24 protein-coding genes, 1 tRNA gene and 1 pseudogene are annotated in these 20,183 nt (G+C 59.0%); 16 read left to right on the top strand and 10 right to left on the bottom strand.

All coding sequences use genetic code 11. The features are described 5' to 3' along the window. Positions 1–6: 6 nt before the first annotated feature. The gene (locus BLJAPNOD_RS14630; protein WP_115420317.1) at positions 7–2,652 is read left to right on the top strand and encodes an SGNH/GDSL hydrolase family protein; all 2,646 of its coding nucleotides are present in this window, start codon (positions 7–9) and stop codon (positions 2,650–2,652) included. Between the two features lie 10 nt (positions 2,653–2,662). On the opposite strand, the gene BLJAPNOD_RS14625 is transcribed toward BLJAPNOD_RS14630, so the two are convergent. Beyond that, positions 2,663–2,875, bottom strand: a complete 213-nt coding sequence (locus BLJAPNOD_RS14625; RefSeq protein ID WP_115420316.1) for a hypothetical protein — start codon at positions 2,873–2,875, stop codon at positions 2,663–2,665. A 167-nt stretch (positions 2,876–3,042) separates the two neighbouring features. Here BLJAPNOD_RS14625 and BLJAPNOD_RS14620 point away from each other — a divergent pair. The 6 genes and pseudogenes from BLJAPNOD_RS14620 to BLJAPNOD_RS14595 all read left to right on the top strand — a co-directional run. Beyond that, positions 3,043–3,486, top strand: a pseudogene (locus BLJAPNOD_RS14620) (lysozyme); the annotation flags it as partial. 83 nt (positions 3,487–3,569) lie between these two features. Next, complete coding sequence (locus BLJAPNOD_RS14615; RefSeq protein WP_199565943.1) at positions 3,570–3,785, top strand: hypothetical protein; 216 nt, start codon at positions 3,570–3,572, stop codon at positions 3,783–3,785. Further along, complete coding sequence (locus BLJAPNOD_RS14610) at positions 3,782–4,030, top strand: hypothetical protein (protein WP_115420314.1); 249 nt, start codon at positions 3,782–3,784, stop codon at positions 4,028–4,030. Before BLJAPNOD_RS14615 ends, BLJAPNOD_RS14610 begins: the two co-directional genes overlap by 4 nt. Positions 4,031–4,150: 120 nt before the next feature. Further along, entirely contained in the window at positions 4,151–4,453 is a 303-nt protein-coding gene (locus BLJAPNOD_RS14605; RefSeq protein WP_115420313.1) for a hypothetical protein, read from the top strand. Positions 4,454–4,628: 175 nt separating this feature from the next. Next, on the top strand, positions 4,629–4,937 hold the full coding sequence (locus tag BLJAPNOD_RS14600) for a hypothetical protein (RefSeq protein WP_115420312.1): 309 nt from the start codon (positions 4,629–4,631) through the stop codon (positions 4,935–4,937). Next, positions 4,934–5,311: a hypothetical protein gene (locus tag BLJAPNOD_RS14595; RefSeq protein WP_115420311.1), complete on the top strand. Its 378-nt coding sequence runs from the start codon at positions 4,934–4,936 to the stop codon at positions 5,309–5,311. The genes BLJAPNOD_RS14600 and BLJAPNOD_RS14595 overlap by 4 nt, the downstream gene beginning before the upstream one ends. 140 nt (positions 5,312–5,451) lie before the next feature. Here the strand turns inward: BLJAPNOD_RS14595 and BLJAPNOD_RS14590 are convergent, their stop codons facing one another. The 6 genes from BLJAPNOD_RS14590 to BLJAPNOD_RS14555 all read right to left on the bottom strand — a co-directional run bounded on the left by BLJAPNOD_RS14590 (position 5,452) and on the right by BLJAPNOD_RS14555 (position 9,180). Further along, on the bottom strand, positions 5,452–5,787 hold the full coding sequence (locus BLJAPNOD_RS14590; RefSeq protein ID WP_199565942.1) for a helix-turn-helix transcriptional regulator: 336 nt from the start codon (positions 5,785–5,787) through the stop codon (positions 5,452–5,454). Between the two features lie 383 nt (positions 5,788–6,170). Beyond that, positions 6,171–6,407 carry a hypothetical protein gene (locus BLJAPNOD_RS14585; protein ID WP_147294551.1) on the bottom strand — a complete coding sequence of 79 codons (237 nt, stop codon included), beginning with the start codon at positions 6,405–6,407 and terminating at the stop codon, positions 6,171–6,173. 441 nt (positions 6,408–6,848) lie between these two features. Then, positions 6,849–7,958 carry a tyrosine-type recombinase/integrase gene (locus tag BLJAPNOD_RS14570; RefSeq protein WP_115421298.1) on the bottom strand — a complete coding sequence of 370 codons (1,110 nt, stop codon included), beginning with the start codon at positions 7,956–7,958 and terminating at the stop codon, positions 6,849–6,851. Between the two features lie 143 nt (positions 7,959–8,101). Beyond that, complete coding sequence (locus BLJAPNOD_RS35975; protein ID WP_244610940.1) at positions 8,102–8,641, bottom strand: hypothetical protein; 540 nt, start codon at positions 8,639–8,641, stop codon at positions 8,102–8,104. Positions 8,642–8,676: 35 nt separating this feature from the next. Further along, complete coding sequence (locus tag BLJAPNOD_RS14560) at positions 8,677–8,934, bottom strand: hypothetical protein (RefSeq protein WP_115420306.1); 258 nt, start codon at positions 8,932–8,934, stop codon at positions 8,677–8,679. Positions 8,935–8,946: 12 nt separating this feature from the next. Further along, positions 8,947–9,180 carry a helix-turn-helix transcriptional regulator gene (locus BLJAPNOD_RS14555; RefSeq protein WP_115420305.1) on the bottom strand — a complete coding sequence of 78 codons (234 nt, stop codon included), beginning with the start codon at positions 9,178–9,180 and terminating at the stop codon, positions 8,947–8,949. 104 nt (positions 9,181–9,284) lie between these two features. Here BLJAPNOD_RS14555 and BLJAPNOD_RS14550 point away from each other — a divergent pair, with 104 nt between their 5' ends. Both BLJAPNOD_RS14550 and BLJAPNOD_RS14545 read left to right on the top strand, forming a co-directional pair. Further along, entirely contained in the window at positions 9,285–9,536 is a 252-nt protein-coding gene (locus tag BLJAPNOD_RS14550) for a hypothetical protein (protein ID WP_115420304.1), read from the top strand. Positions 9,537–9,734: 198 nt separating this feature from the next. Then, positions 9,735–10,586: a hypothetical protein gene (locus BLJAPNOD_RS14545; RefSeq protein ID WP_115420303.1), complete on the top strand. Its 852-nt coding sequence runs from the start codon at positions 9,735–9,737 to the stop codon at positions 10,584–10,586. 82 nt (positions 10,587–10,668) lie between these two features. Here the strand turns inward: BLJAPNOD_RS14545 and BLJAPNOD_RS14540 are convergent, their stop codons facing one another. Continuing rightward, positions 10,669–11,025, bottom strand: a complete 357-nt coding sequence (locus BLJAPNOD_RS14540) for a hypothetical protein (protein ID WP_115420302.1) — start codon at positions 11,023–11,025, stop codon at positions 10,669–10,671. 163 nt (positions 11,026–11,188) lie between these two features. After that, positions 11,189–11,264: transfer RNA gene (locus BLJAPNOD_RS14535), tRNA-Lys, on the bottom strand. A 191-nt stretch (positions 11,265–11,455) separates the two neighbouring features. Here BLJAPNOD_RS14535 and BLJAPNOD_RS14530 point away from each other — a divergent pair. Together BLJAPNOD_RS14530 and BLJAPNOD_RS14525 are read left to right on the top strand one after the other, a co-directional pair. Beyond that, positions 11,456–12,202, top strand: a complete 747-nt coding sequence (locus BLJAPNOD_RS14530) for a cytochrome c biogenesis CcdA family protein (RefSeq protein WP_053247663.1) — start codon at positions 11,456–11,458, stop codon at positions 12,200–12,202. Positions 12,203–12,413: 211 nt separating this feature from the next. After that, complete coding sequence (locus BLJAPNOD_RS14525) at positions 12,414–13,376, top strand: AEC family transporter (protein WP_115420301.1); 963 nt, start codon at positions 12,414–12,416, stop codon at positions 13,374–13,376. Here BLJAPNOD_RS14525 and BLJAPNOD_RS14520 read toward each other — a convergent pair. Next, the gene (locus BLJAPNOD_RS14520; RefSeq protein ID WP_115420300.1) at positions 13,344–14,555 is read right to left on the bottom strand and encodes a UbiH/UbiF family hydroxylase; all 1,212 of its coding nucleotides are present in this window, start codon (positions 14,553–14,555) and stop codon (positions 13,344–13,346) included. The genes BLJAPNOD_RS14525 and BLJAPNOD_RS14520 overlap by 33 nt on opposite strands. A 280-nt stretch (positions 14,556–14,835) precedes the next feature. Here BLJAPNOD_RS14520 and pcsA point away from each other — a divergent pair, with 280 nt between their 5' ends. Genes pcsA through BLJAPNOD_RS14495 form a run of 5 tightly spaced genes read left to right on the top strand, consistent with a single transcriptional unit; the run spans position 14,836 to position 20,177 of the window. Further along, complete coding sequence (gene pcsA, locus BLJAPNOD_RS14515) at positions 14,836–15,561, top strand: phosphatidylcholine synthase (RefSeq protein WP_077503480.1); 726 nt, start codon at positions 14,836–14,838, stop codon at positions 15,559–15,561. Between the two features lie 10 nt (positions 15,562–15,571). Continuing rightward, positions 15,572–16,549 carry a quinone oxidoreductase gene (locus BLJAPNOD_RS14510; protein ID WP_115420299.1) on the top strand — a complete coding sequence of 326 codons (978 nt, stop codon included), beginning with the start codon at positions 15,572–15,574 and terminating at the stop codon, positions 16,547–16,549. A gap of 49 nt (positions 16,550–16,598) precedes the next feature. Next, positions 16,599–18,173 carry an ABC transporter ATP-binding protein gene (locus BLJAPNOD_RS14505; protein WP_115420298.1) on the top strand — a complete coding sequence of 525 codons (1,575 nt, stop codon included), beginning with the start codon at positions 16,599–16,601 and terminating at the stop codon, positions 18,171–18,173. Next, entirely contained in the window at positions 18,163–19,257 is a 1,095-nt protein-coding gene (locus tag BLJAPNOD_RS14500) for an ABC transporter permease (RefSeq protein WP_077503483.1), read from the top strand. The genes BLJAPNOD_RS14505 and BLJAPNOD_RS14500 overlap by 11 nt, the downstream gene beginning before the upstream one ends. After that, positions 19,257–20,177, top strand: a complete 921-nt coding sequence (locus tag BLJAPNOD_RS14495) for an ABC transporter permease (RefSeq protein ID WP_077503484.1) — start codon at positions 19,257–19,259, stop codon at positions 20,175–20,177. The genes BLJAPNOD_RS14500 and BLJAPNOD_RS14495 overlap by 1 nt, the downstream gene beginning before the upstream one ends. The last annotated feature ends 6 nt before the right edge of the window (positions 20,178–20,183 follow it).

The raw sequence follows: 20,183 nt of genomic DNA, 5'->3' as shown, positions 1-20,183 counted from the left end.
CGTCGAGTGGGCGACCTTATCGACCCTGCGGCGCTCAATGCCGAGATAGCGACGAAAGCTGACCAAACCGATCTCGATGCAACGCAGGCACATCTGGAAAACCTTCAGGAGAACGTTCAGGCCCTGCAGGAATCTGCCGTTGTGGCCACCACGTCGGAAGTGTTCGGCACCTCTCCTGAGGTCTCCCTTGCTATCCGCATGGGCAATTTTCCTTGGACGCCGGCCGAGTTCACTGGCTGGGTTTTTGCATGGATGCCGCAAAAGCCGATGGTGCTGGGCAGCATTGCGCCCCTTATCTCTGTCGGCAGTGGCACGGCCTCGATGGAGCTGAAGTTCTATCGCCGACGTCTGGAGAACTCCGAAAGCACGTTGGGCTTCGGCAGCATTGCGACCGACGAGTTGCTCTATCAGCGCACCGTGGCCCCGGCAGAATTCGCAGATGCTGTGGGCGTCTTCAAACACGTGGAATTGTCACTTGTTGAAGCCGGCACGATCTATCCCGGTTACATCTACGCCGTTGATCTGACGGCGCGGACCTCCGGCGGAAGCCTCGGGCAAGTCGCAAGCGGGGCATTGGGCGTTAGCGCCGGACTCGCCCAATGGGAACGCGGCTGGTACAAAAACTTGGCGGGTGGTTCAGTCCCGGTGTCGTCGATCTCGCGCTTGGTTTTCCGCCTCAATGAGCTCACCGCCAAAACGCTGGACATCATCCAAGGCGAAGTCGCGGCCCTCTCTGAAAGCTTTTTGAGTCGTCGCGACGGGTTAGCGGTTGATACGGGTTATGCAGGCCGCCATCCGCTATCGAGCAATTTTCGAGGCGTGCAGATCGGCGTCCAGTTCGAGCAGGAGGTTATCGCCACCCGCGCAATCCTGCCGTTCCGTGTCGCGGCAAACGCCGCCTTTATCTACGCCCGCGTTTACCGGCGCAGCGCCACTTACAGCGGTTCGGCAGCGTTTGGTGGCGATGCGGACGACGCCGTCGTTTTCGATGAAGTTCTGTCGCTGGCGGAGGCCGGCCTAACCGCCGATGTGGACGGCGCGATCACCATCGACCTTTCGGCGCTACCGGTTTTGCGCCCTGAGTATCGATATGGATTCGAGTTCGCCGCGAAGACCTCGGCGCTGGATTCTGCGGTTCTCGCAATGGGATTTGTCGGTCGTTCTACCACTGACCCGCAATGGTCCAAGGGGTACTACACCACCGCCACCGGGAATCCTTCTTGGAGCCCGTTCAGTCCGACGTCCGGCTTATCATTCAGGCTGGAAAAGCTTGCCTATGAGCCGGCCTCATCACCTTCGGCTGCGATCGCACCCGTAGCGGTTTCGCCCGACCTCAATATTCGCGTGATCTCGGGCTTCTCAGTCAACATTCCCGCTATGAGGGTCCTGCGGCCCTCTGGTCCGATCTCGGTAGCACAGACGGTCGCAACATTCGATCAACCAGCTTCCGTCGTCAGGACCGGCACCCACAACCTTGCGCAATTGCCGTCTGCCGGCATCGTGCCGGTGTTGCCGACCGGCGATCAGTATCTCTCCAGTGTCACCTTGACGCGTGTTTCTGATGGCGTGCCCCTGGTCGCTGGCACCGACTATGTCGCTTACTTTGACCAGGGCGCCTTCGGCCTGCCTGGAGCAGGCGCCGCAGTTCCGGTCAGCTACTCAGCCGTGGCAAGTGCTCAGCGTTACGACATTGTCTCCCTCGACCCGGCGACCAAAAATGTAGTCGTGACTAAGGGGACTGATCGATACACCCGCGATCCCGAATACTATCGCGCCGGCGTCCCGGCCGGGAATATCCCGCTCTACACCGCCTATGTCACGCGCTATGGCGTCGACCTGATCCCGGTCATGCACCACCGGAAATTCGTCCGCAGCGATCGCAAGGCGGATGTCGCCGCTTGGCGTGCCTATTGCCGCTCTTGCCTGCCAGCTACCATGAAGAAGCTCCTGACCGGAAGCCCGCTCAAGGTGCTCGGCTATGGTGACAGCATCACGGCGATCGGCGGTGGACAAGTCGAACCGGATGGAGCGACTCGAGATCTAGTGTCCTGGCTGAGCGGTATGGCGGCCGACACCAAGGCATTGTTCCCCGTTTACGACGGGCCTGCTGGCGTCGGGGCGCATCTCCAGATCGGCTGGAATTGGGTATTAAAGAAGGCGCTGGAGAAGCGTTATGCCTCGGCAATAACCTATCTCAACTTCGGGTGGGGCGGCACCACGTCAGCCGACACCGGTGACAACGGCCTGAGCCCGACCCGCCTTAACCGCGTACTCGCGGAAGGGCCCGCCCTGCTTACGTTGGCGTTTGGGATGAACGAGCTGGGCTCGTCCACGACTTATGCCAACGTAGTCAACATCATTGGGCAAGCGCGCGCTGTCGGTATGGAGGTGCTCGTGATCACGCCGCCTCGTTGCAACGAGGTCGGTCGGCCGACTGTGCTGGCCGCATGGAAGAAAACCCATGATGATCTCGTCCAGGCGGCTCTCGATACTGGGTCGGCCTATCTCTCGACCTACGAGCTTTCCGGCGAAGGGTTCCAGGGCGCTACCGGGCGGTCCCCGAAGAACATGTGCACCCAGAACCTCTACAACCACCCTTGGCCTATGGAGCTGTCCGAGATCGGTCAGTTGATGACCAGCATTTTCGAATGAGTCTGGCTGTCTAGTGGGCGGGCAGTGGCATTTTTATGCCAGTGAGGCTTTCGATCGGGTCTCGCAGATCGAAAGCCTCAGACTCTGCGCGAAGGAGTTCTTTCTCCACTGCTAGCGTGATGAAAGCGTCCCGCTTATCGCACCCAAACAGCTCGTCTATTCGGTGCAAAATCAATTCCGGCAAAAGACAAATGGCGGCGTTCAGATCGTTTTCCTTCGTCATTCCACAATCCTCTGGATAACAGATTTGCCGTAGCAGACCATGATGATGCGTACAATCCGTTCTTTGTCCGTTGTCATTGATCGATGTTTCAAACAAGACACACTTCATCTTTTGCAGCCCCGCCCACGAGCGGGGTTTTTCTTTACCCAACAACAAGGTAAATCCACATGAACCGACGCATCAACGCGGCGGGCCTTTCGCTCGTCAAGCAGTGGGAAGGCCTGAAAACGAAGGCCTACCAGGACGTCGCCGGCGTCTGGACCATCGGCTACGGCCATACCAGCACCGCCGGCGCGCCTGTAGTGAAGCCTGGCATGGTGATTACCGAGGCAAGCGCCGAAGAGATCCTGCGCGCCGACCTCGCTGTTTTTGAGGAGCGGGTGTCGCGGTTGGTCAAAGTGCCACTGAACGATAACCAGCACGCTGCGCTCGTCTCCTTCGACTTCAATACCGGGGCGCTCGGCAAGTCGACCCTGCTCAAGAAGCTGAACGCTGGCAACTATGACGCAGTGCCGGCTGAGCTGATGAAGTGGGTCCATGCCGGCGGCAAGCGCGTAAAGGGCCTTGTCAACCGGCGATCGGCCGAAGCTGGCCTTTGGGCCAAGGGCGCCACTGCGCCAACCGCACCAACCACCGGCGGCTTCTGGGCCGCACTCGGCCGCTTCCTGCTTGCGCTCATCAAGGGGGGCAAGAAATGACCACAGGACAAATGTCACCCTTCATTCGTATCGCTCTCTACATGGTCGCCGGGTGGCTTTATGGCTCCGGCTACATCGGCGAGGAGGTCAGGTCGCTGATCACCGAAGACCCTGCCGTTGCTGGCGCTATCGAGGCGGGCATCTCTATGGCTGTGGCCTCCATCCCTGTCGCGTGGTGGCAGTGGGCTAGGAAGATGGGGCACCCGACATGATCCTCCTGGCCGCAATATGGTCCCGCATCACAGGTTGGCTGGCTCCAGCCGGCGTAGCGCTCGCGATCGTCGCGGGTGCATTCTTTTACGGACGCTCCAACGGCAAGGCTGAGGCCAAGGCGGAGCAGGCCAAGGCAAACGCGAAAGCCATCAAGCAGGCGAGGGGCGTGGAAGATGCGATTCAAAACATGGGGGGCGATCGTGTTGACGACGCTCTTTCTAAGTGGCTGCGTGACGGCCGGTAGCTATTGCGACATTGCGCGCGCCGTTCGGCCATCCGTCGAAGACAAGATGACGGAAGGGACCAAGAGGCAGGTCCTGGCCGAGAACTCCAAGTTGGAGAAGCTTTGCGGGGTGAGGCCGTAATGGACGCTATTATTGCCGCCATTGGGCCTTTCGTTCCGGTAATCGTCCTCATTCTGACGATTTGGTGGAAGGTGGAAGGCAAGATCTCTGCGCAAGGCGACAAGGCCGAGAAAGCCATCACCGATCTTGCCACGTATAAAACTCACGTGGCGGAAACATTCGCAACCAAAGCCGGCATGCAAGAACAGACTGGCCAGATTATGCGGGCGATCGAGAGCGTTGGTAACCGGATCGACGGAGTGCATGAGAGACTCGACAGGGCCTTTGAGCAGAGAACGTCAAGCCGCGCTACCCGCTCCTAACCAAGCCGCCCAGCCCTAACCGGTTGGGCGGCATTTTTTCGAAGTTGCTGCCGCGACGCTCTAATTCAGGCCTTGCTAAAAAAATGTCAGTACAAGCGGTTCGACCGGTTGCTACGCCATGATTGCAGTTGTACTCTGAGTTTAACGTATCGTCCTAGGTTGTTAGGAAGCGTTGATGTCAGCAACTGAAGAAATGCTACCAGGACCTCGCCGAAAACAGCGACGTCGGCAAAGTGACCTCTTCCTGGACTTAAAAGGCCTATTGGCATTCGCTTTCCCAAAGCATTTTTTTAAGTTCACTGGCCCAGCGAGCTACGTGCGCGCCGTTGCCGGGATTTACTTCTGCTATGGATTCTATCTCGCGATTAATGGCTATTTGTCCGCGCGGCCGTTCGCGGATTATGACTACTCCTTCTTCCTTGTCCTCAGCGCTATTCCGGCGCTGATAGTTGCCAGTCGCATGGAAGGCCGGAAGAATCCATGAGCGAAGCTCAACTAGACAGAATTCTTCAGGGATTTGGCTACACCATAGCTGGGATGGTGGTAGTAACGTGCGCGTTTTTTCTTATCGTTTATCGAAAAGATCCATTGAAGCTTGGTCTTATCCTATCGTTGAACATTATAACTTTTGCGTTGGGGCTTTGGGCCGCAAAAGACTGGGCAGTTAATTTAGCGATTAAGGTCGGCGCCATCCAGGCGACCGCAACCACGGTCGAGAAGATAGGGGAGCCGTTTGTTTATATAAGTGTATTCTTGTTTATGACTTTTATTGCCGCGAAGTCTCTCGAATACATTTATTATGATCGCCGGGATGAACGTGCCACCGAACTGGAGAGGCGAAAGCTTGCAGCCGGCTGATAACGCGAAAAAGTAAGCGTTACTGGTGCAGAAATGCGCGGCGTAGATAGCTTTGATCGGCATACACAAACACCAAGGCCCGCTACCCTAAACGGTGGCGGGCCTTTTTTTGTTTGTGCAGATTACCTGCCGGATGCGCGTCAATTCCGTTCGGCGAGGATTTTCTGCATCCGCACCAGTTTGCCCTCTGCTTTCTCAAGTCGCTGCAGGAGCACGTTCGGTCTCTCGGCGCCGTCTTCTTCCGGAAAATCTCCGATGATTTCCATCGGATGGGCGTTCAGCACCTCGCAGATCTGAATCAAGGTTGGAACGGAGAGGCGATTCGTCCCGCGCTCATATTTCTGGATCTGCTGAAACGTTATCCCAAGAGCTGTCGCAACCCTCTCTTGGGACAGCCCTCGCGTTTGGCGTATCGCTCTGAGACGCTCGCCAATCTGCACGGAAAGCTCCATCGCGGTTTCCGTCATCTTGCCCATGTGCATCTCCTGTCGCTAGAACTCGGACGCTATATGGCAACCATTCCGCGCTCGGCAACTCTCAGATGTGAGGGGTGCGCGCTGTGTCGATGGGTATTTAAGCAACTTCGCATTCATGTTAGGTTCACTGCGGAGATGCGATCAGGCCGCGCCGCATCGCCTTGCGGCAGCCGAGGTCTAGCCGAAGTCTACGAGGGGCTAAGGTCGGATCTCGGTTCAAGGGGAGGCGAACATCATGTGGATCTTGGGCCTTTTCAGGAAGTGGTTCGCCGGACCGAGGCCGCCGGCCGAGGTTATAAACACGCGCTTCAACGACCCTTGGGCGGAGCGGGCGATCCAGGACTTCGAAGAAGAGATGAAGCGGCAGTAGAGCCGCCGTCGGCTCAAAAGCCTTCGACGTCATCTCTCGGCAACCGGCCAGGGATGTTGGCGGAGACATCGACCAGCGTAAGTGGGTCGGCGCTGTAAAAGGCATAGCAGGTGATCTGGAAGGTCTTTACGTCCAGACCCGTTTTCGCCGCGAATTTCACCGCCGCGTTGAACTCGCGCATAGCCTCACGCAACCGTTCTTTGGCCTCGCTCTGATCTCGGGTGAGTGGGAATTCTACTATCTCTGCCACGACGGGTTCCTTTAAGGCCACTGGTTGCGTCGACGGCATCAGCGGTCGCTTTCTTCGTCCAACTTAGCGTCGATCGCGCGTTTGTCCCATTTCCGAGTGCCTGGGATGGCTGGCGGCATTTTGTGGCTTGCCACCCACATTGAAAAGCAAGTCTGCGATATACCACAATACGCGGCGGCCTCCTGGCGGCCGATGAGGCGGGGTGAATGATCGGAGCTCATAGCTTTTCCATAAGCTGCTCTAGCAATGACTTTGGCGCTGTTGCGCCTACCTTGAAGCTATCTATCCACTTGTCGATATCGCGCAGATCGTATCTGTGCATGCGAGGTCCGTCGCCAAGCGCGATCGGTCTTACTGGGCACACACCTGCGAAAGTGGAGACGCACAGGCCGCAGTATTGCGCTGCTTCACGTTTAGTGAGGAGGCGGACCGCAGGTAGCATCATTTCGCGCCCCACTTGATGTGCCGACGCGAAAAACCCAGCGGATCGCTCCACCACCACATGTCCCTCCACACCTGCGGAACGGGTAGGGTATTGATTGCCTCGATCAGCGGCGCCTGAGGCACGTTCGTGTAGTGCCGGCTCATGTCATTAATCGCGTGGCCGAGGATCTGATCCTTAATGTGCGGGTGCACGCCGTTGATCACCAGTTGAGTCGAGACAGTGTGCCTGGCTGTGTACGGGCTGATGTCGCGGATCGGGGTTTTAGCCTTCGCCAACCTCTCGCGAGTACCTCGGATAGACCCGTTTAATTGGCCACCTCGGTTCTCAAACAACTGGTATGGCTCCCCACGATAGCTTTGGAATAATTGCGGATATTTGCCTTTCCGCTTAATGAGTGCACTGAACAGCGGCACGAGCAAATCATGCATCGGGACCCCGCGTGGCTCGCCGGTTTTCGTATGGCTCAGCGCGATCCAGCGCCGCTCAATATCCACGTCACTCCCCTCGAGAGTGAAGAGTTCGATCGGCCGCATGCCCGTATAGAACAACGCCGTCATGACCATCGCGGGCGCCGGCGACATGTTACTCACGAAAGTGGCGGCAAGTTCATAATCGACAGGTCTGTCGCCGCTGCGCTTCTTCGTTTTTTCTATGACAGTGCCTTTGGCTTTTCGAGGGCGTTTCCATTTGCGGAAATCGGCCCACTCGTTGCCAACCGCGTGGTTCCAGACGGCAATGAACGGCGTGTAGCATTGGCGATTGCGCGTTTCAGCGGTCGTGTCTGGATACAATCTGCGTGCAACCAAATCCAGGTCGTTCTGCTTGATCTTTCGAAGAAGATTGGTTCCTAACGCGTCCGTGAGCTTTGACAGGAAACGTGTTGAACCTCCACTATCAAGGTAGGCCCTAGCCGCCTCCTCGAAAGTGACGCTGATCTTCTTTCCAAAGATACTTTCGTCGAGGAGCTCGCGCTCACGGAGGATCCGAATAGTTTCGGCCGCTCCTTCGTCGGAGGTCTTTGTGCTCTCGTAAACGTGCAATCCGCGGACACTGCCGCGTATCCAAATGTGCGGGCTGTCTTTACGCTTCATCAATTTGAGAGCCACCACGGACCTCCTCAAAAAGTAGACATATCTGCCGCCGGCACGGATGCCGACCGCATTTGCGATGTCTCCTCTTGTGGTGGTACGCCGCGATGGCGGTGCGCTTGGTGGGCGCTATTGGAAGCTATTGATCTAGAAGGGAGCGGTCAAGATCGGCGAGGCTTTCCGCGGTGCCAATCGTCGATGCGTGCGATCTCCTCTCGACCTAGATCGGTCACGGTCCATGTTCGGTCGCCTTGGCCGTCACGCTTCCCCTCGCCAAGGGCGCCAGCATTGGCCAGTTGTTCCAAGGTGAAGTCACGAGCGCCAGGGATCTCCGCGCTAGTGCGAACGTCAGGATGCTCGACCATGTAGCGCAAGGCCGACAGACAGCGAGTACTTAAGCCAAGTTGCGGCTTGCGCTCCTCGCGTCTCTGCCGTTTTGAGTGCCAATCCCAGTTCTCCTCACCGTCTGGCGCTGTTGCCGAGAAGCCGACAGTTATCCCAAAATATCCATCATAGAATTTCCTGACCAGTGGCACTGGGCGACCGTCATGCAGTGGGTCAATCCGCGGAAAGCCTTTCCGCTCAAGTTGCGGTATGACCGCTTTTATCCACATAGCGGCTCGTTCTTTGCCCACGATCGCCACGGCCAGTTGCCGGTCAGTGGCGAAGAGGGGAAGTTGGGAAAGCGGATCGGTGGTCATGGGCTGCTACTGCAAGCTATCGCGAACTGGCGGCGTCAATGCACAGCGGGGTCTGCTTCGAGGAACGATCTGATTCCGTCTCGCGCGACAGTCGCCAGAAATTCGCTGAAAGCTTCCTCGTCGGTAGGAAACGTCTCTTCCCATGTCGTGACGTCGTCATCTTCGGAAATGACCTCGAGAGACCAGCCGATGTCGGCTCCAGCCGGGCGAAAGATGTCGACGAGAACTGTGATCCCGTCATCGGTGAACTCGCCCGCTAGTTCGGAGTGTTCAAGTTTGGGCTTCTTGGCCATCGGTCAGCTCCTTTACGATTGGCGGTCGCGAAGACGAACGCCTGGGCCGTTGCCGTTCTGATCGATGAACATGATGCCAGCCTCAACCAACGCAGCTTTCAGCTTGGCGCTGGTTGCCTGATTCAATCCGCCGCGCTCATTTTCAAACCGTGTGATTGTTGCTGTCGTGACGCCTGCGAGCGCAGCCAGCTCACGAACGCCTATTTTTAGCGCTGCTCGCGCCATCCTCAGTTGAACGGAATCCATACTTGTTACCCTGTGACAAATCATTGGTACGGGGTGTTGACTTTCAATTTGTCACCCTGTATCAAATACCTATCACAGCGTAACAAGTCAACGAGGAGACAAAGATGCGCACCCACGACCAGGCCGACGAATTCAAGCCGGACAGAACCCTGCTCCCGAGGGCACTCGTCAGAAGAAGATCGGCCTTCGCATTTAAGAAGGGCCAGACAGTTTCCAGCGGCGATCTCATCGCCGTTGTCACCAACAGAAGAAGAAGCGCAGCAGGGAAGGAGATCTACGACGTGGCCGTATTGGGCGCCGACTATGGCCGACCACAACGCACGTTCCTGGGACAGTACCTGCTGCGGGTTCACTGAAGTCCGCGATTTTCGGCCGTACCTCCGGCCTGGCTGCCGCGCTCCGGCGATCACCACCTGCGCCTACACAAGCAGCGCGCCGGCCGGTTGCCAAGGATGATAGAAGGTGGAGCTCATGACCTGTTCGGAGGAAATGAGGGCGTTTATTAGCAGCGCCGCTTATCGTACTCTCAGCACCATGCAACTGAGGCGATAAATATGGGTTGGGAAGATTGGGTGCCCGCTGTCATTAGCAGCGGGCTTGTTGCCGTTTTAGGAAGTCACTTTCTAAAGGTGGCAATAGAGAAATCCGTCGCACATGGCTTCGATCGCGAAATCGAGAAACTCAAATCAGATCTGAAGCGAAAGGAGACCGATATCAACGACTTGAAGGCGAGCGCGCTGTCTGGTCTCTCGGCGAGGCACGTTGAGCTGGATAAGCACCGGATACGGGCGGCATCAAATTTATGGGCGTGGACTATCAAAGAGAAGCGATTTCATCTCGCCGCGGGAATGGTGTCGCGTCTAAATCGGTCGGCGATACTTGAGGGAACCAAAGAAGATCAAGTCGCTAGGGACAAAATGATGCAGCTCGGAGAGGTGCTATGGAAGACCAGCGGCCTCGATAGTATGCCCCAAGCGGGCGAATCCTCCCCAGAGCTGGATCGAATATTCCTTCCCCCTCAGGCGTGGGCATGTTTCGACGCACTTCGACATATCGGCATCGATGCGATTGCCTTCTTAGGCACGATGAAGTCAGGAGCCCCGTTGTCGCTCTTGAAAGATAGTAGCGAGATAAACGAGAAGGTGAAAATCGCTCTACCGCATCAGGCTCAGTTTTTGGATAAGTATCCGGAAACTGGAGCGTTCTATTGTATTGGAGAACTAGAGGGTAGAATTTTCACGGAGATTACTCGGTTCCTAAACGCCAATGACACCCATCTCCGTGCTGTAGATGATGCTTCAAGAATCCTTGCGCATGCCAGGCAATACGAGCCGGGGAAGTTACCGGAAGGCATCCCGGACAAGTTAAGAGTTGATCCGCCTCCGCTGGATGAGCTGCCATCCTGATTCAGCGAAGCTGCTTAAATGACGCCGCAATAATGCGAGTGCTGTTTTTTCGGAGGATAATGCGATGACGGACGGCGTACAGCTACCGTAACTCGACAAGTCTCTTGGTGATGGTGAACTTCAGCCCCGCGTCGGGATCAAAACTGACGTTTTCGACGCCATAGATAGCGATGTAATTCAGCCGCGTGAACCCCGTTAGCTCACCCTCGTCATCGAGGTGCTCATCGTCATTCGTTAGAATTACCTGCTTTTCATCTTTTATTGCCTGAACGTATTTCAGGATTTTGGACGCGCTAGGCCCATTCTCTGTTGGCTTGAACGGGTCGTGATAATGCGGCCAGTTTTTCTTCGCCCAACGCCTGTGGGCGCACGGCAATTCTATCCCGTCGACAGTCGCGAACCACGACCCGCGTTGGCCTACAGCCTTCTTTTTCGCCACAGATTTTGCTCCCCACGCAGATGCCCTCATATGGGGTACCCATTATCTGATGTGGACGTCAATAATCAGGGCGACTAGTCGCGACGATGCCTCGTGGCGACTCGGTGGCGACTCGCCAAATCACTGGCAACACACCATTTCTTGCTAAGTATTTGAATTTTAGTGGTGAGCGCGCAGGGATTCGAACCCTGGACCTACTGATTAAAAGTCAGTTGCTCTACCGGCTGAGCTACGCGCTCCCTGGCCGCGGCGGTTGAGCCCGGCGGAAGTGGGCGGACATATGCACTTGAGCTTCCCGCCGGTCAACCCAAAAATGACGGCTTTCGTGAAGAAATGGTGCATGGCGCAAAGATCGCCAAAAGGTGATTGGTATCGTGGCGGTCATGCGGCTAAGGAATGGCCCAAATACCGCATGCCGGAGTTCTTGCCGTTGTCGATTGCCGATATTTCGATCTGGACCGCCATTCTCGCTGGCGCTCTGTCCTTCCTTTCGCCCTGTGTTCTGCCGCTTGTGCCGCCCTATCTCTGCTATATGGCGGGCGTCTCGGTCGATCAGTTTCGAAGCGGCGAGGCAGTCTCGGCCCGCAGCACAAGGCGCGCCGTTCTGCCGGCGGCCCTCCTCTTCACGCTCGGCTTTGCAACCGTGTTCGTATCGCTCGGCGCCGGCGCGTCCTCGATCGGCCTGCTCTTGCGCCAGCACATGGATCTCCTGTCGCGCATCGGCGGCGTGGTGATCATCATCATGGGCCTGCATTTCCTCGGCGTGTTCAAGATCGGCCTGTTGGCCCGCGAGGCGCGGTTCCAGGGCGGCGGCAAGCCGGCGACGCTGTCGGGCGCCTATATCATGGGGCTTGCCTTCGCCTTCGGCTGGACGCCTTGCATCGGCCCGGTGCTCGGCACGATCCTCGGCGTTGCCGCTGCGCGTGACACGGTCACGGACGGCGCCATGTTGCTCGCCGTCTATTCGCTCGGGCTTGCGATCCCGTTCTGGATTGCGGCCGGTTTCTCCGGTGCCTTCATGCGCTTTCTTCTGCGCTTCCGCCGCCATCTCGGCCTCGTCGAGAAGCTGATGGGCGCGCTTCTGGTGCTGGCGGGCCTGGCATTTCTGTTCGGCTTCATCAGCTCCGTCGCCATCTGGTTCCAACAGACCTTCCCGATTCTGATGAAGATCGGCTAACGCCCCGTCGAGCGAGCCGATCGGTGCGATCGGATGCGCCGGATTGCGCTGCAGCCTGTTGGAATCGATCTGGTTGATGCTATTGGGTTGGAAAGGCCCGATACCGCAACCGCGTGAAGGTTGCCCTTGAGCGGCGATTGCCGCATCGACCGGGCTTTGGGGCGGGCACGACGCCGTGCAACCTATCGCATACGCATGGTCGGGGAGTGGCATGACGGAAATTGCTGGTCTGGTACTGCCGTTCTTCGGACTGATTTTTCTCGGCTATCTCACTGCCCGCTTTGTCGAGCATCCGGGCGAGGCGATGGGGTGGTTGAACACCTTCATCATCTATCTCGCCTTGCCGGCGCTGTTCTTCAAGCTGGTGTCGCGGACACCGATCGAGCAGCTGACGCGGGCCGATTTCATCCTGACGAGCGTCGGCGCGACCTATGTCGTCTTTTCGCTGATCTTCATCGTCGGCTTGTACGTTCGGCGCAACACCGTCGGCGAAGCGACCATCCAGGGGTTTGCCGCGGCCTATGGCAACATCGGCTACATGGGCCCGGGCCTCGCCTTGCTGGCGCTGGGTGATGCAGCGGCGGTGCCGGTCGCGCTGATCTTCTGCTTCGAGAATGCGGCGCATTTCACCGTTGCGCCGGCGATGATGGCGCTTTCGGGCGGGCGAAAGGAAAAGCCTGTGGCAATGGCTTTCGGCATCGCCCACAAGATCATCCTGCATCCGTTCATCTTGTCGACCCTTGCCGGGGTGGTCGCAGCGTTTTTCGCGGTCCAGCCGCCGTTGCCTGTCCAGCGGCTGATCGACTATCTGGCGCAGGCGGCCGCTCCTTGTGCGCTGTTTGCCATGGGTGTGACGCTGGCGCTGCGGCCGATCAAGCGCATCCCGGTTGAAATCGGCTACATCGTGCCGGCTAAGCTCATCCTGCACCCGGTGCTGGTGTTCACGGCACTCAGCCTGACGGGCAACTATGATCCGGTGTGGGTGCAGACAGCTGTGTTGTTGGCCGCACTGCCTACCGCGACCAACGTCTTTGTCATCGGCCACCAGTATGGCGTCTGGCAGGAGCGCGCCTCGGCGACGATCCTGATCACCACACTGCTTTCGGTCGCAACCGTGACCGGCCTGCTTTATCTGATCCGGTCAGGCGCTCTTCCGGCCGATCTTTTCCCGTAAGCTGTCCTTCAGCGCGTGAAACGCACTGCCAGGGTGCACGCCTTCACGCATCAAAAGGCTGCGCAGCGGTCCCGCAGCAGACAGGATGTGCAGGCCGACGGCGCGCAGCGCCTGTACCGGCAGGAAGGCCGACAGCAGCGACCGATTCAGGAGATCGACGCTCGCCGTGCGGCTAAGAATGTCCGGGCGGCGGCGGCTGTCAAACCGGTCGCCGATGTCGCCTGTGAGGCTGTCATCCGTCTTGGCACCGATCAGGTCGACGAGCGTCATCGCATCGCGAAGGCTCAAGTTGAGGCCTTGGGCGCCGATCGGCGGGAAGGCGTGCGCCGCTTCGCCGACGAGCGCGACCCGGCCCTTGCCAAAGCGATGAGCGCTCATGCCGGACAACGGGAAGGACTGCGGGGCAGCCTCGACGGCGACTTTGCCGAGGATCGACTGCATCCGATCTTCGACGGCACGAGACAGTGTGGCGAGGTCCAGCGCCAGCGTTGCCGTGGCATCTCCGGGCTTGCGCACCCAGACGAGGCTCGAGCGATTGCCGGGCAGGGGCACCTGGGTGAAGGGCCCGCTCTCCGTATGAAACTCCGTCGAGGTGTCCTGATGGGGGAGCTCGTGCGAGAAATTGAGGACGACTGCCGTCTGCGGGTAGGACCAGGTGCTGACGGAGATCTTGGCCGCTTCGCGCACAGGCGAACGGCGACCATCGGCACCGACGACCAGATCAGCCGTGATATCGCGTCCGTCATCGAGCGTGATTCGCACCCTGTCGTCGGAAAGGTCGAAATCGTTGGCCGACATCGTTATCCGGTCGAGCGTTTCCGTCTCGGAGACCCGTTGGCGCAGGATATCGAGGAAGGGGCCATTCGGAATGTTGTAGCCGAAAGCTGCCAGGCCGACTTCCGAGGCGCGAAAGTTCACGGTCGGCGCCCGCAGCAGGCGGTTGGTGCCGTCAAGAATACGCATCGTCGACAGCGGCGCCGTCACCGGCTGAACCTTGTCCCAGAGGGTCAGTTTCTTCAAATATTCGATCGATTGGTCCATCAGTGCGGTCGTCCGGCCGTCGGACGATGCCGGTTCCGGCCCGATCAGCGCAACACGGTATCCAGCGTCGGCAAGCGCAATCGCTGCCAGGGAACCCGCGAGGCCGGCGCCGACGACGGCGATGTCGTAATGATCCATGATGGAAAGAACCCTTTTGCTCGCGCCATCAAGCGCCTGCTGCTTTCATCTCGATCTTACTTCTAGTCCTCGGCAAGTGCGAAATAAATGGGTTGAATCAGCGCAGAAGCAATTTGGAAGTGTCCACAGAACAATCTCCACCGGACAAAGTCATTGCTTGAATTTTGCTGGCGATACGTTGCAAAGGGTGCATATTACGCGCAATGCGCCGCCAAAGCGGTTGGGGTGGGGTGACGGCCCCGCCTGGCGAAGTGCACAAGGGGATAGGCGGCGTCCGCAGATGAAGTTTTTCAACTATAAAAGAGTCCCCTACGCCGAGATCCGCGCCTTCTCCGTGCACATACTGACCGCTTCCGGGTCGTTCCTCGCTTTTCTCGGCGTCGTTGCTGCGGCCGAACACCGCTTCGTCGATATGTTCTGGTGGCTGGGCTTGGCCTTGCTGGTGGACGGTATCGACGGTCCGATCGCCCGCAAGGTGCGAGTCAAAGAAGTGCTTCCCAATTGGTCTGGCGACACACTCGACAACGTCATCGACTATGTGACGTACGTGCTCTTGCCGGCTTTTGCGCTCTACCAGAGCGGCATGATCGGCGAGCCTTGGTCCTTCGTGGCCGCGGGTGCGATCGTCGTCTCGAGCGCGATTTATTACGCCGACATGGGCATGAAGACGGACGAGTATTTCTTTTCGGGCTTTCCCGTTGTCTGGAACATGGTGGTCTTTACGCTCTTCGTCATCCAGGCCAGCGAACTGACCGCCTCGATCGTCGTTTTCGTGTCGGTGGTGCTGACCTTCCTGCCGATCAACTTCCTGCATCCGGTGCGCGTTCAGCGGCTGCGGCTGCTCAATCTCGGCGTCTTTTTCCTCTGGTCGGCACTCAGCATGTACGCGTTGCTTCTGCATTTCGTGACGCCAGCCTGGGTGGTGACCGGTGTTCTCGCAACAGGCATCTATCTCTACGTGATCGGTTTCGTCCTGCAGCTTTTCCCCAAGCTCGGCCGGACCTAGGAGCTCTTCCATGGCACAGGCAATTGTCGTACGCGAACTCGGTGGACCTGAAGTCCTGAAACTGGAGGGGGTTACGCTCTCGCCGCCGGGGCCGGGCGAAGTGCAGATCCGCCAGGTGGCTGTCGGGTTGAATTTCATCGACGTCTATTTCCGCACCGGCCTCTACAAGTCCGCCTCGGGCTTGCCCTTCGTTCCGGGCAAGGAAGGTGCCGGGATCGTCACGGCCGTTGGCGACGGCGTCAACCTCTTTGGCGTCGGCGATCGGGTGGCCTACGCTTCTTCGGATGGCGCCTATTCCAGCGAGCGAAACGTCGAGGCCTCGCAATTGGTCAAGGTGCCTGACGGCATCTCGCTCGAGACGGCAGCTGCGATGATGTTGAAGGGCATGACCGCGCAATACCTGCTCAACCAGACCTTCCAGGTGGGCCCGGAAACGACGCTTCTCTTCCATGCGGCCGCCGGCGGTGTCGGCTTGATCGCCGGCCAATGGGCAAAGGCTCTCGGCGCAACGGTCATCGGCACGGCCGGATCGCAGGACAAGATCGATCTGGCGCTTGCCCATGGCTACGACCACGTTATCAACTACCGCACGGACGATTTCGTCGCCCGGGTCAAGGAACTGACGGACGGCAAGGGTGTCGACGTCGTCTATGATTCGGTCGGCAAGGACACCTATCCGGCATCGCTCGATTGCCTGAAATCGCGCGGCCTCTGGGTGAGCTTCGGTAACTCGTCCGGGCCGGTCGATGCCTTCAGCATCGGCATTCTGGCGCAGAAGGGATCGCTGTTTGCGACGCGTCCGACACTCTTCGGTTATGTGCAGACGCGGCCTGCGCTTGAAGCGTGTGCAAATTCCCTCTTTGATATTGTGCAAAGCAACAAAGTGCGTATCAATATAAATCAGACTTATCCGCTTGCCGACGCCGGTCGCGCGCATACGGATCTTGAGACAAGAAAAACGAGTGGAACAACACTGCTGATTCCGTGATCGAAGCCTTAAGGCGGACGGGGATCGACAGAGGGGAAAAGAGGGCAGCGTGCCTGTTGAGGGAGCAACTGCGAACGGTCCATTGTTGACTGTGAGCAACTTGACGAAATTGTTTGGCTCGTTTGCGGCCTGCAATGACATCAACCTGCAGATAGACCAGGGCGAAATCCACGCCCTTCTCGGCGAAAACGGTGCCGGAAAATCGACGTTGGTGAAGATGCTGTTCGGCGTTCTTGCGCCGACGGCGGGAGAGATCTTGTGGCAGGGGCGCAGCGTGCGCATCGCCAGCCCTGCGGCAGCCCGCAAGCTCGGCATCGGCATGGTTTTTCAGCATTTTTCGCTGTTCGAGGCGTTAACGGTTGCGGAGAATATCGCGCTGTCGATGGATGGCAATATTTCGCTCGCCAAGGTCGCCGAAGAGGCCTCGCGCCTGTCGCACGCCTATGGCCTGCCGCTCGATCCTAAGGCGCACGTCGCCGACCTTTCCGTCGGTGAGCGTCAGCGCATCGAGATCGTTCGCGCGCTTCTGCAGAACCCGCGCCTGATCATCCTTGACGAGCCGACGTCGGTCTTGACGCCGCAGGAGGCGGATCGGCTGTTCGAGACGCTCAACAAGCTCAAGGCCGAAGGACGCTCGGTCCTCTATATCAGCCACCGGCTTGAAGAAGTGCAGCGCATCTGCGACCGCGCCACCGTGCTGCGCCACGGCAAGGTCACCGGCGCCTGCGACCCCAAGGTCGAGACGCCGGCATCGTTGGCGCGCATGATGGTGGGGAGCGACGTCGCGGCCGTTACTGCCGAGGGCACCAGCACCAAGGGAGACGTGCAGCTTGAGGCGCGGCATCTGTCCGTTTCCGCGCGCACGCCCTTCGCCGTCTCGCTGAAGAACGTCTGTCTCAAGGTGCGTGCCGGCGAAGTGCTGGCGATCGCCGGTGTGGCCGGCAACGGGCAAGGCGAGCTTTTCGACGCACTTTCCGGCGAATATCCGGTTGCCGACGATGCCGCGGTGCAGATCAGGCAAAAGCCGGTTGGCACCAGAAACATCAATGCACGACGGCTGATGGGCGCCGGCTTCGTTCCCGAAGAACGCCACGGCCACGCTGCGGTATCGGCTATGCCGCTTTCGGACAATCTCGTGCTGGCCAGAAGCCGGTCAGATGCCAAAGCCTTTCTCGGCGGCGGTTTCCTCAACGTCATCCGCCGGGACGCGGTCGCCACGGCGACCAAGCGCATCTCTGAGGCGATGGATGTGCGCAAGAGCGGAGAAGACCCGCCGGCAGGTTCGCTTTCGGGCGGCAACCTGCAGAAATTCATCGTCGGTCGCGAACTCGACCGTCAGCCGGCCGTGCTGATCGTCAACCAGCCGACCTGGGGCGTCGATGCAGGGGCTGCAAGCCGGATCCGGCAGGCGCTCGTCGACCTCGCCAAGGCCGGGTCCGCGGTGCTTGTGATCAGCCAGGACCTCGACGAGATCTTCGAGGTTGCGACCGAGATCGCGGTGATCAGCGAAGGGCGGCTCTCCGATCCCTATCCGGCGCGCGAGCTTTCGCGTGAGAAGATCGGGCTGCTGATGGGCGGCATGTACGGCAAGACGGAAGGCACGGGGGCTGTGCATGCGCATTGAACTGGAAAAGCGCGCCAGGATATCGACGCTGTTTTCGATCCTGTCGCCGTTTATCGCCTTCCTGCTGACGATCCTTTTCGGCGGTATCATGTTCGCGCTTCTCGGCAAGAACCCGGTGATGGCTCTCTACAGCTTCTTCGTCGAGCCCTTGAGCGAGGTCTGGTCGCTGCACGAACTGGCGATCAAGGCGGCCCCGCTGATCCTGATCGCCGTCGGCCTTTCCGTCTGTTTCCGGTCGAACAACTGGAACATCGGCGCCGAGGGGCAGTTCATCATGGGGGCGATTGCCGGCTCGATCCTGCCGGTGGTGTTTTATGATTGGCAGTCGCCTCTGGTGCTGCCGCTGATGATGCTGATGGGCATGCTGGGTGGCGCACTGTTTGCCGCCATCCCCGCCTTCCTCAAGGCGCACATGAACACCAACGAGATCCTGACGAGCCTGATGCTGGTCTACGTCGCCCAGCTGTTTCTCGACTGGCTCGTCCGCGGCCCATGGCGCAACCCGGGTGGCATGAATTTTCCGGAGACGCGCACCTTTGCGGCGGACGCGATCCTGCCGGAAATGATCGCATCGGGGCGCACGCACTGGGGCTTTGCCTTCGCCATCATCGCGGCGATCCTCGTCTGGTTCATGATGCGCTACACGCTGAAGGGGTTCGAGATCTCGGTTCTCGGCCAGTCCGAGCGGGCAGGGCGGTTCGCCGGCTTCTCATCCCGGCGAATGATCTGGTTCTCTATGCTGTTGTCAGGCGCGCTTGCCGGTCTTGCCGGTATTTCAGAAGTCAGCGGCGCGATCCAGCAGCTGCGCCCGGTGATCTCGCCCGGCTATGGCTTCACCGCGATCATCGTGGCGTTTCTTGGCCGGCTCAATCCGCTCGGCATCATTGCGGCCGGTCTCGTTCTGGCGCTGACCTATCTCGGCGGTGAGGCAGCGCAGCTGTCGCTCGGCGTTTCGGACAAGGTCACCCGTGTCTTCCAGGGCCTGCTCCTGTTCTTCGTGCTCTCCTGCGACACGCTCATCCACTATCGCATCCGGCTGGTTTGGTACCGGTTCACTGCATCAGATCTGGACGGGAGCCGCTGATGGGCATCGTCGAAGCCATATTGCTGAGCGTCATCACTGCCGCGACGCCGCTCGTTCTCGCCGCCCTCGGCGAACTGGTGACGGAACGCTCCGGCGTGCTTAACCTCGGTGTCGAGGGCATGATGGTCATGGGGGCCGTCTGCGCCTTTGCTGCCACGCAGATCACCGGCTCGCCCTATCTCGGGATATTGGCCGGGATCGCCTGCGGCGCCGTCTTCTCCCAGCTCTTTGCATTCTTGACGCTGACGCTTGTGGCCAACCAGGTGGCGACAGGCCTGGCGCTGACGCTGCTTGGCCTTGGCGCTTCAGGCATGCTCGGTGAAAGCTTTCTCGGCATTCAGGGTATCAAGCTGCAGCCGATCGCCATCCCGGTGCTGGCGGATATCCCTGTGATCGGGCCGCTGCTGTTCCGTCAGGACATTATCTTTTACCTGTCGATTGCCCTGGTCGCGGGCGTGCACTGGTTCCTGTTCAAAAGCCGCGCGGGATTGAAACTGCGCGCTGTCGGCGACAGCCATGCGTCTGCCCATGCCCTCGGTGTCAACGTCATCCGGACGCGCTATCTCGCCGTGATGTTCGGTGGCGCCTGCGCGGGTTTGGCAGGCGCGCAATTGTCGCTGGTCTACACCCCGCAATGGGTTGAGAACATGTCGGCCGGACGCGGCTGGATCGCGCTTGCGCTGGTGGTGTTTTCGTCCTGGCGTCCGTGGCGGCTTATCGCCGGAGGCTACCTGTTCGGTGCAGTCTCCATCAGCCAGCTTCACGCGCAGGCCTTCGGTATCGGTATTCCCTCGCAGCTCCTATCGTCGCTTCCCTATCTCGCGACGATCCTCGTCCTCATCCTCATTTCTCATAACCGGCGCACGACCCTGATCAACACGCCGGCATCGCTCGGTAAGCCGTTTGTGCCAGATCGGTGACAATAA

The organism is Ensifer sp. M14, from assembly GCF_003355565.1.
Taxonomy (GTDB): domain Bacteria; phylum Pseudomonadota; class Alphaproteobacteria; order Rhizobiales; family Rhizobiaceae; genus Ensifer.
The sequence above is the reverse complement of the archived record's forward strand: the minus strand, read 5'-3'. Positions and strand labels throughout refer to the sequence as shown.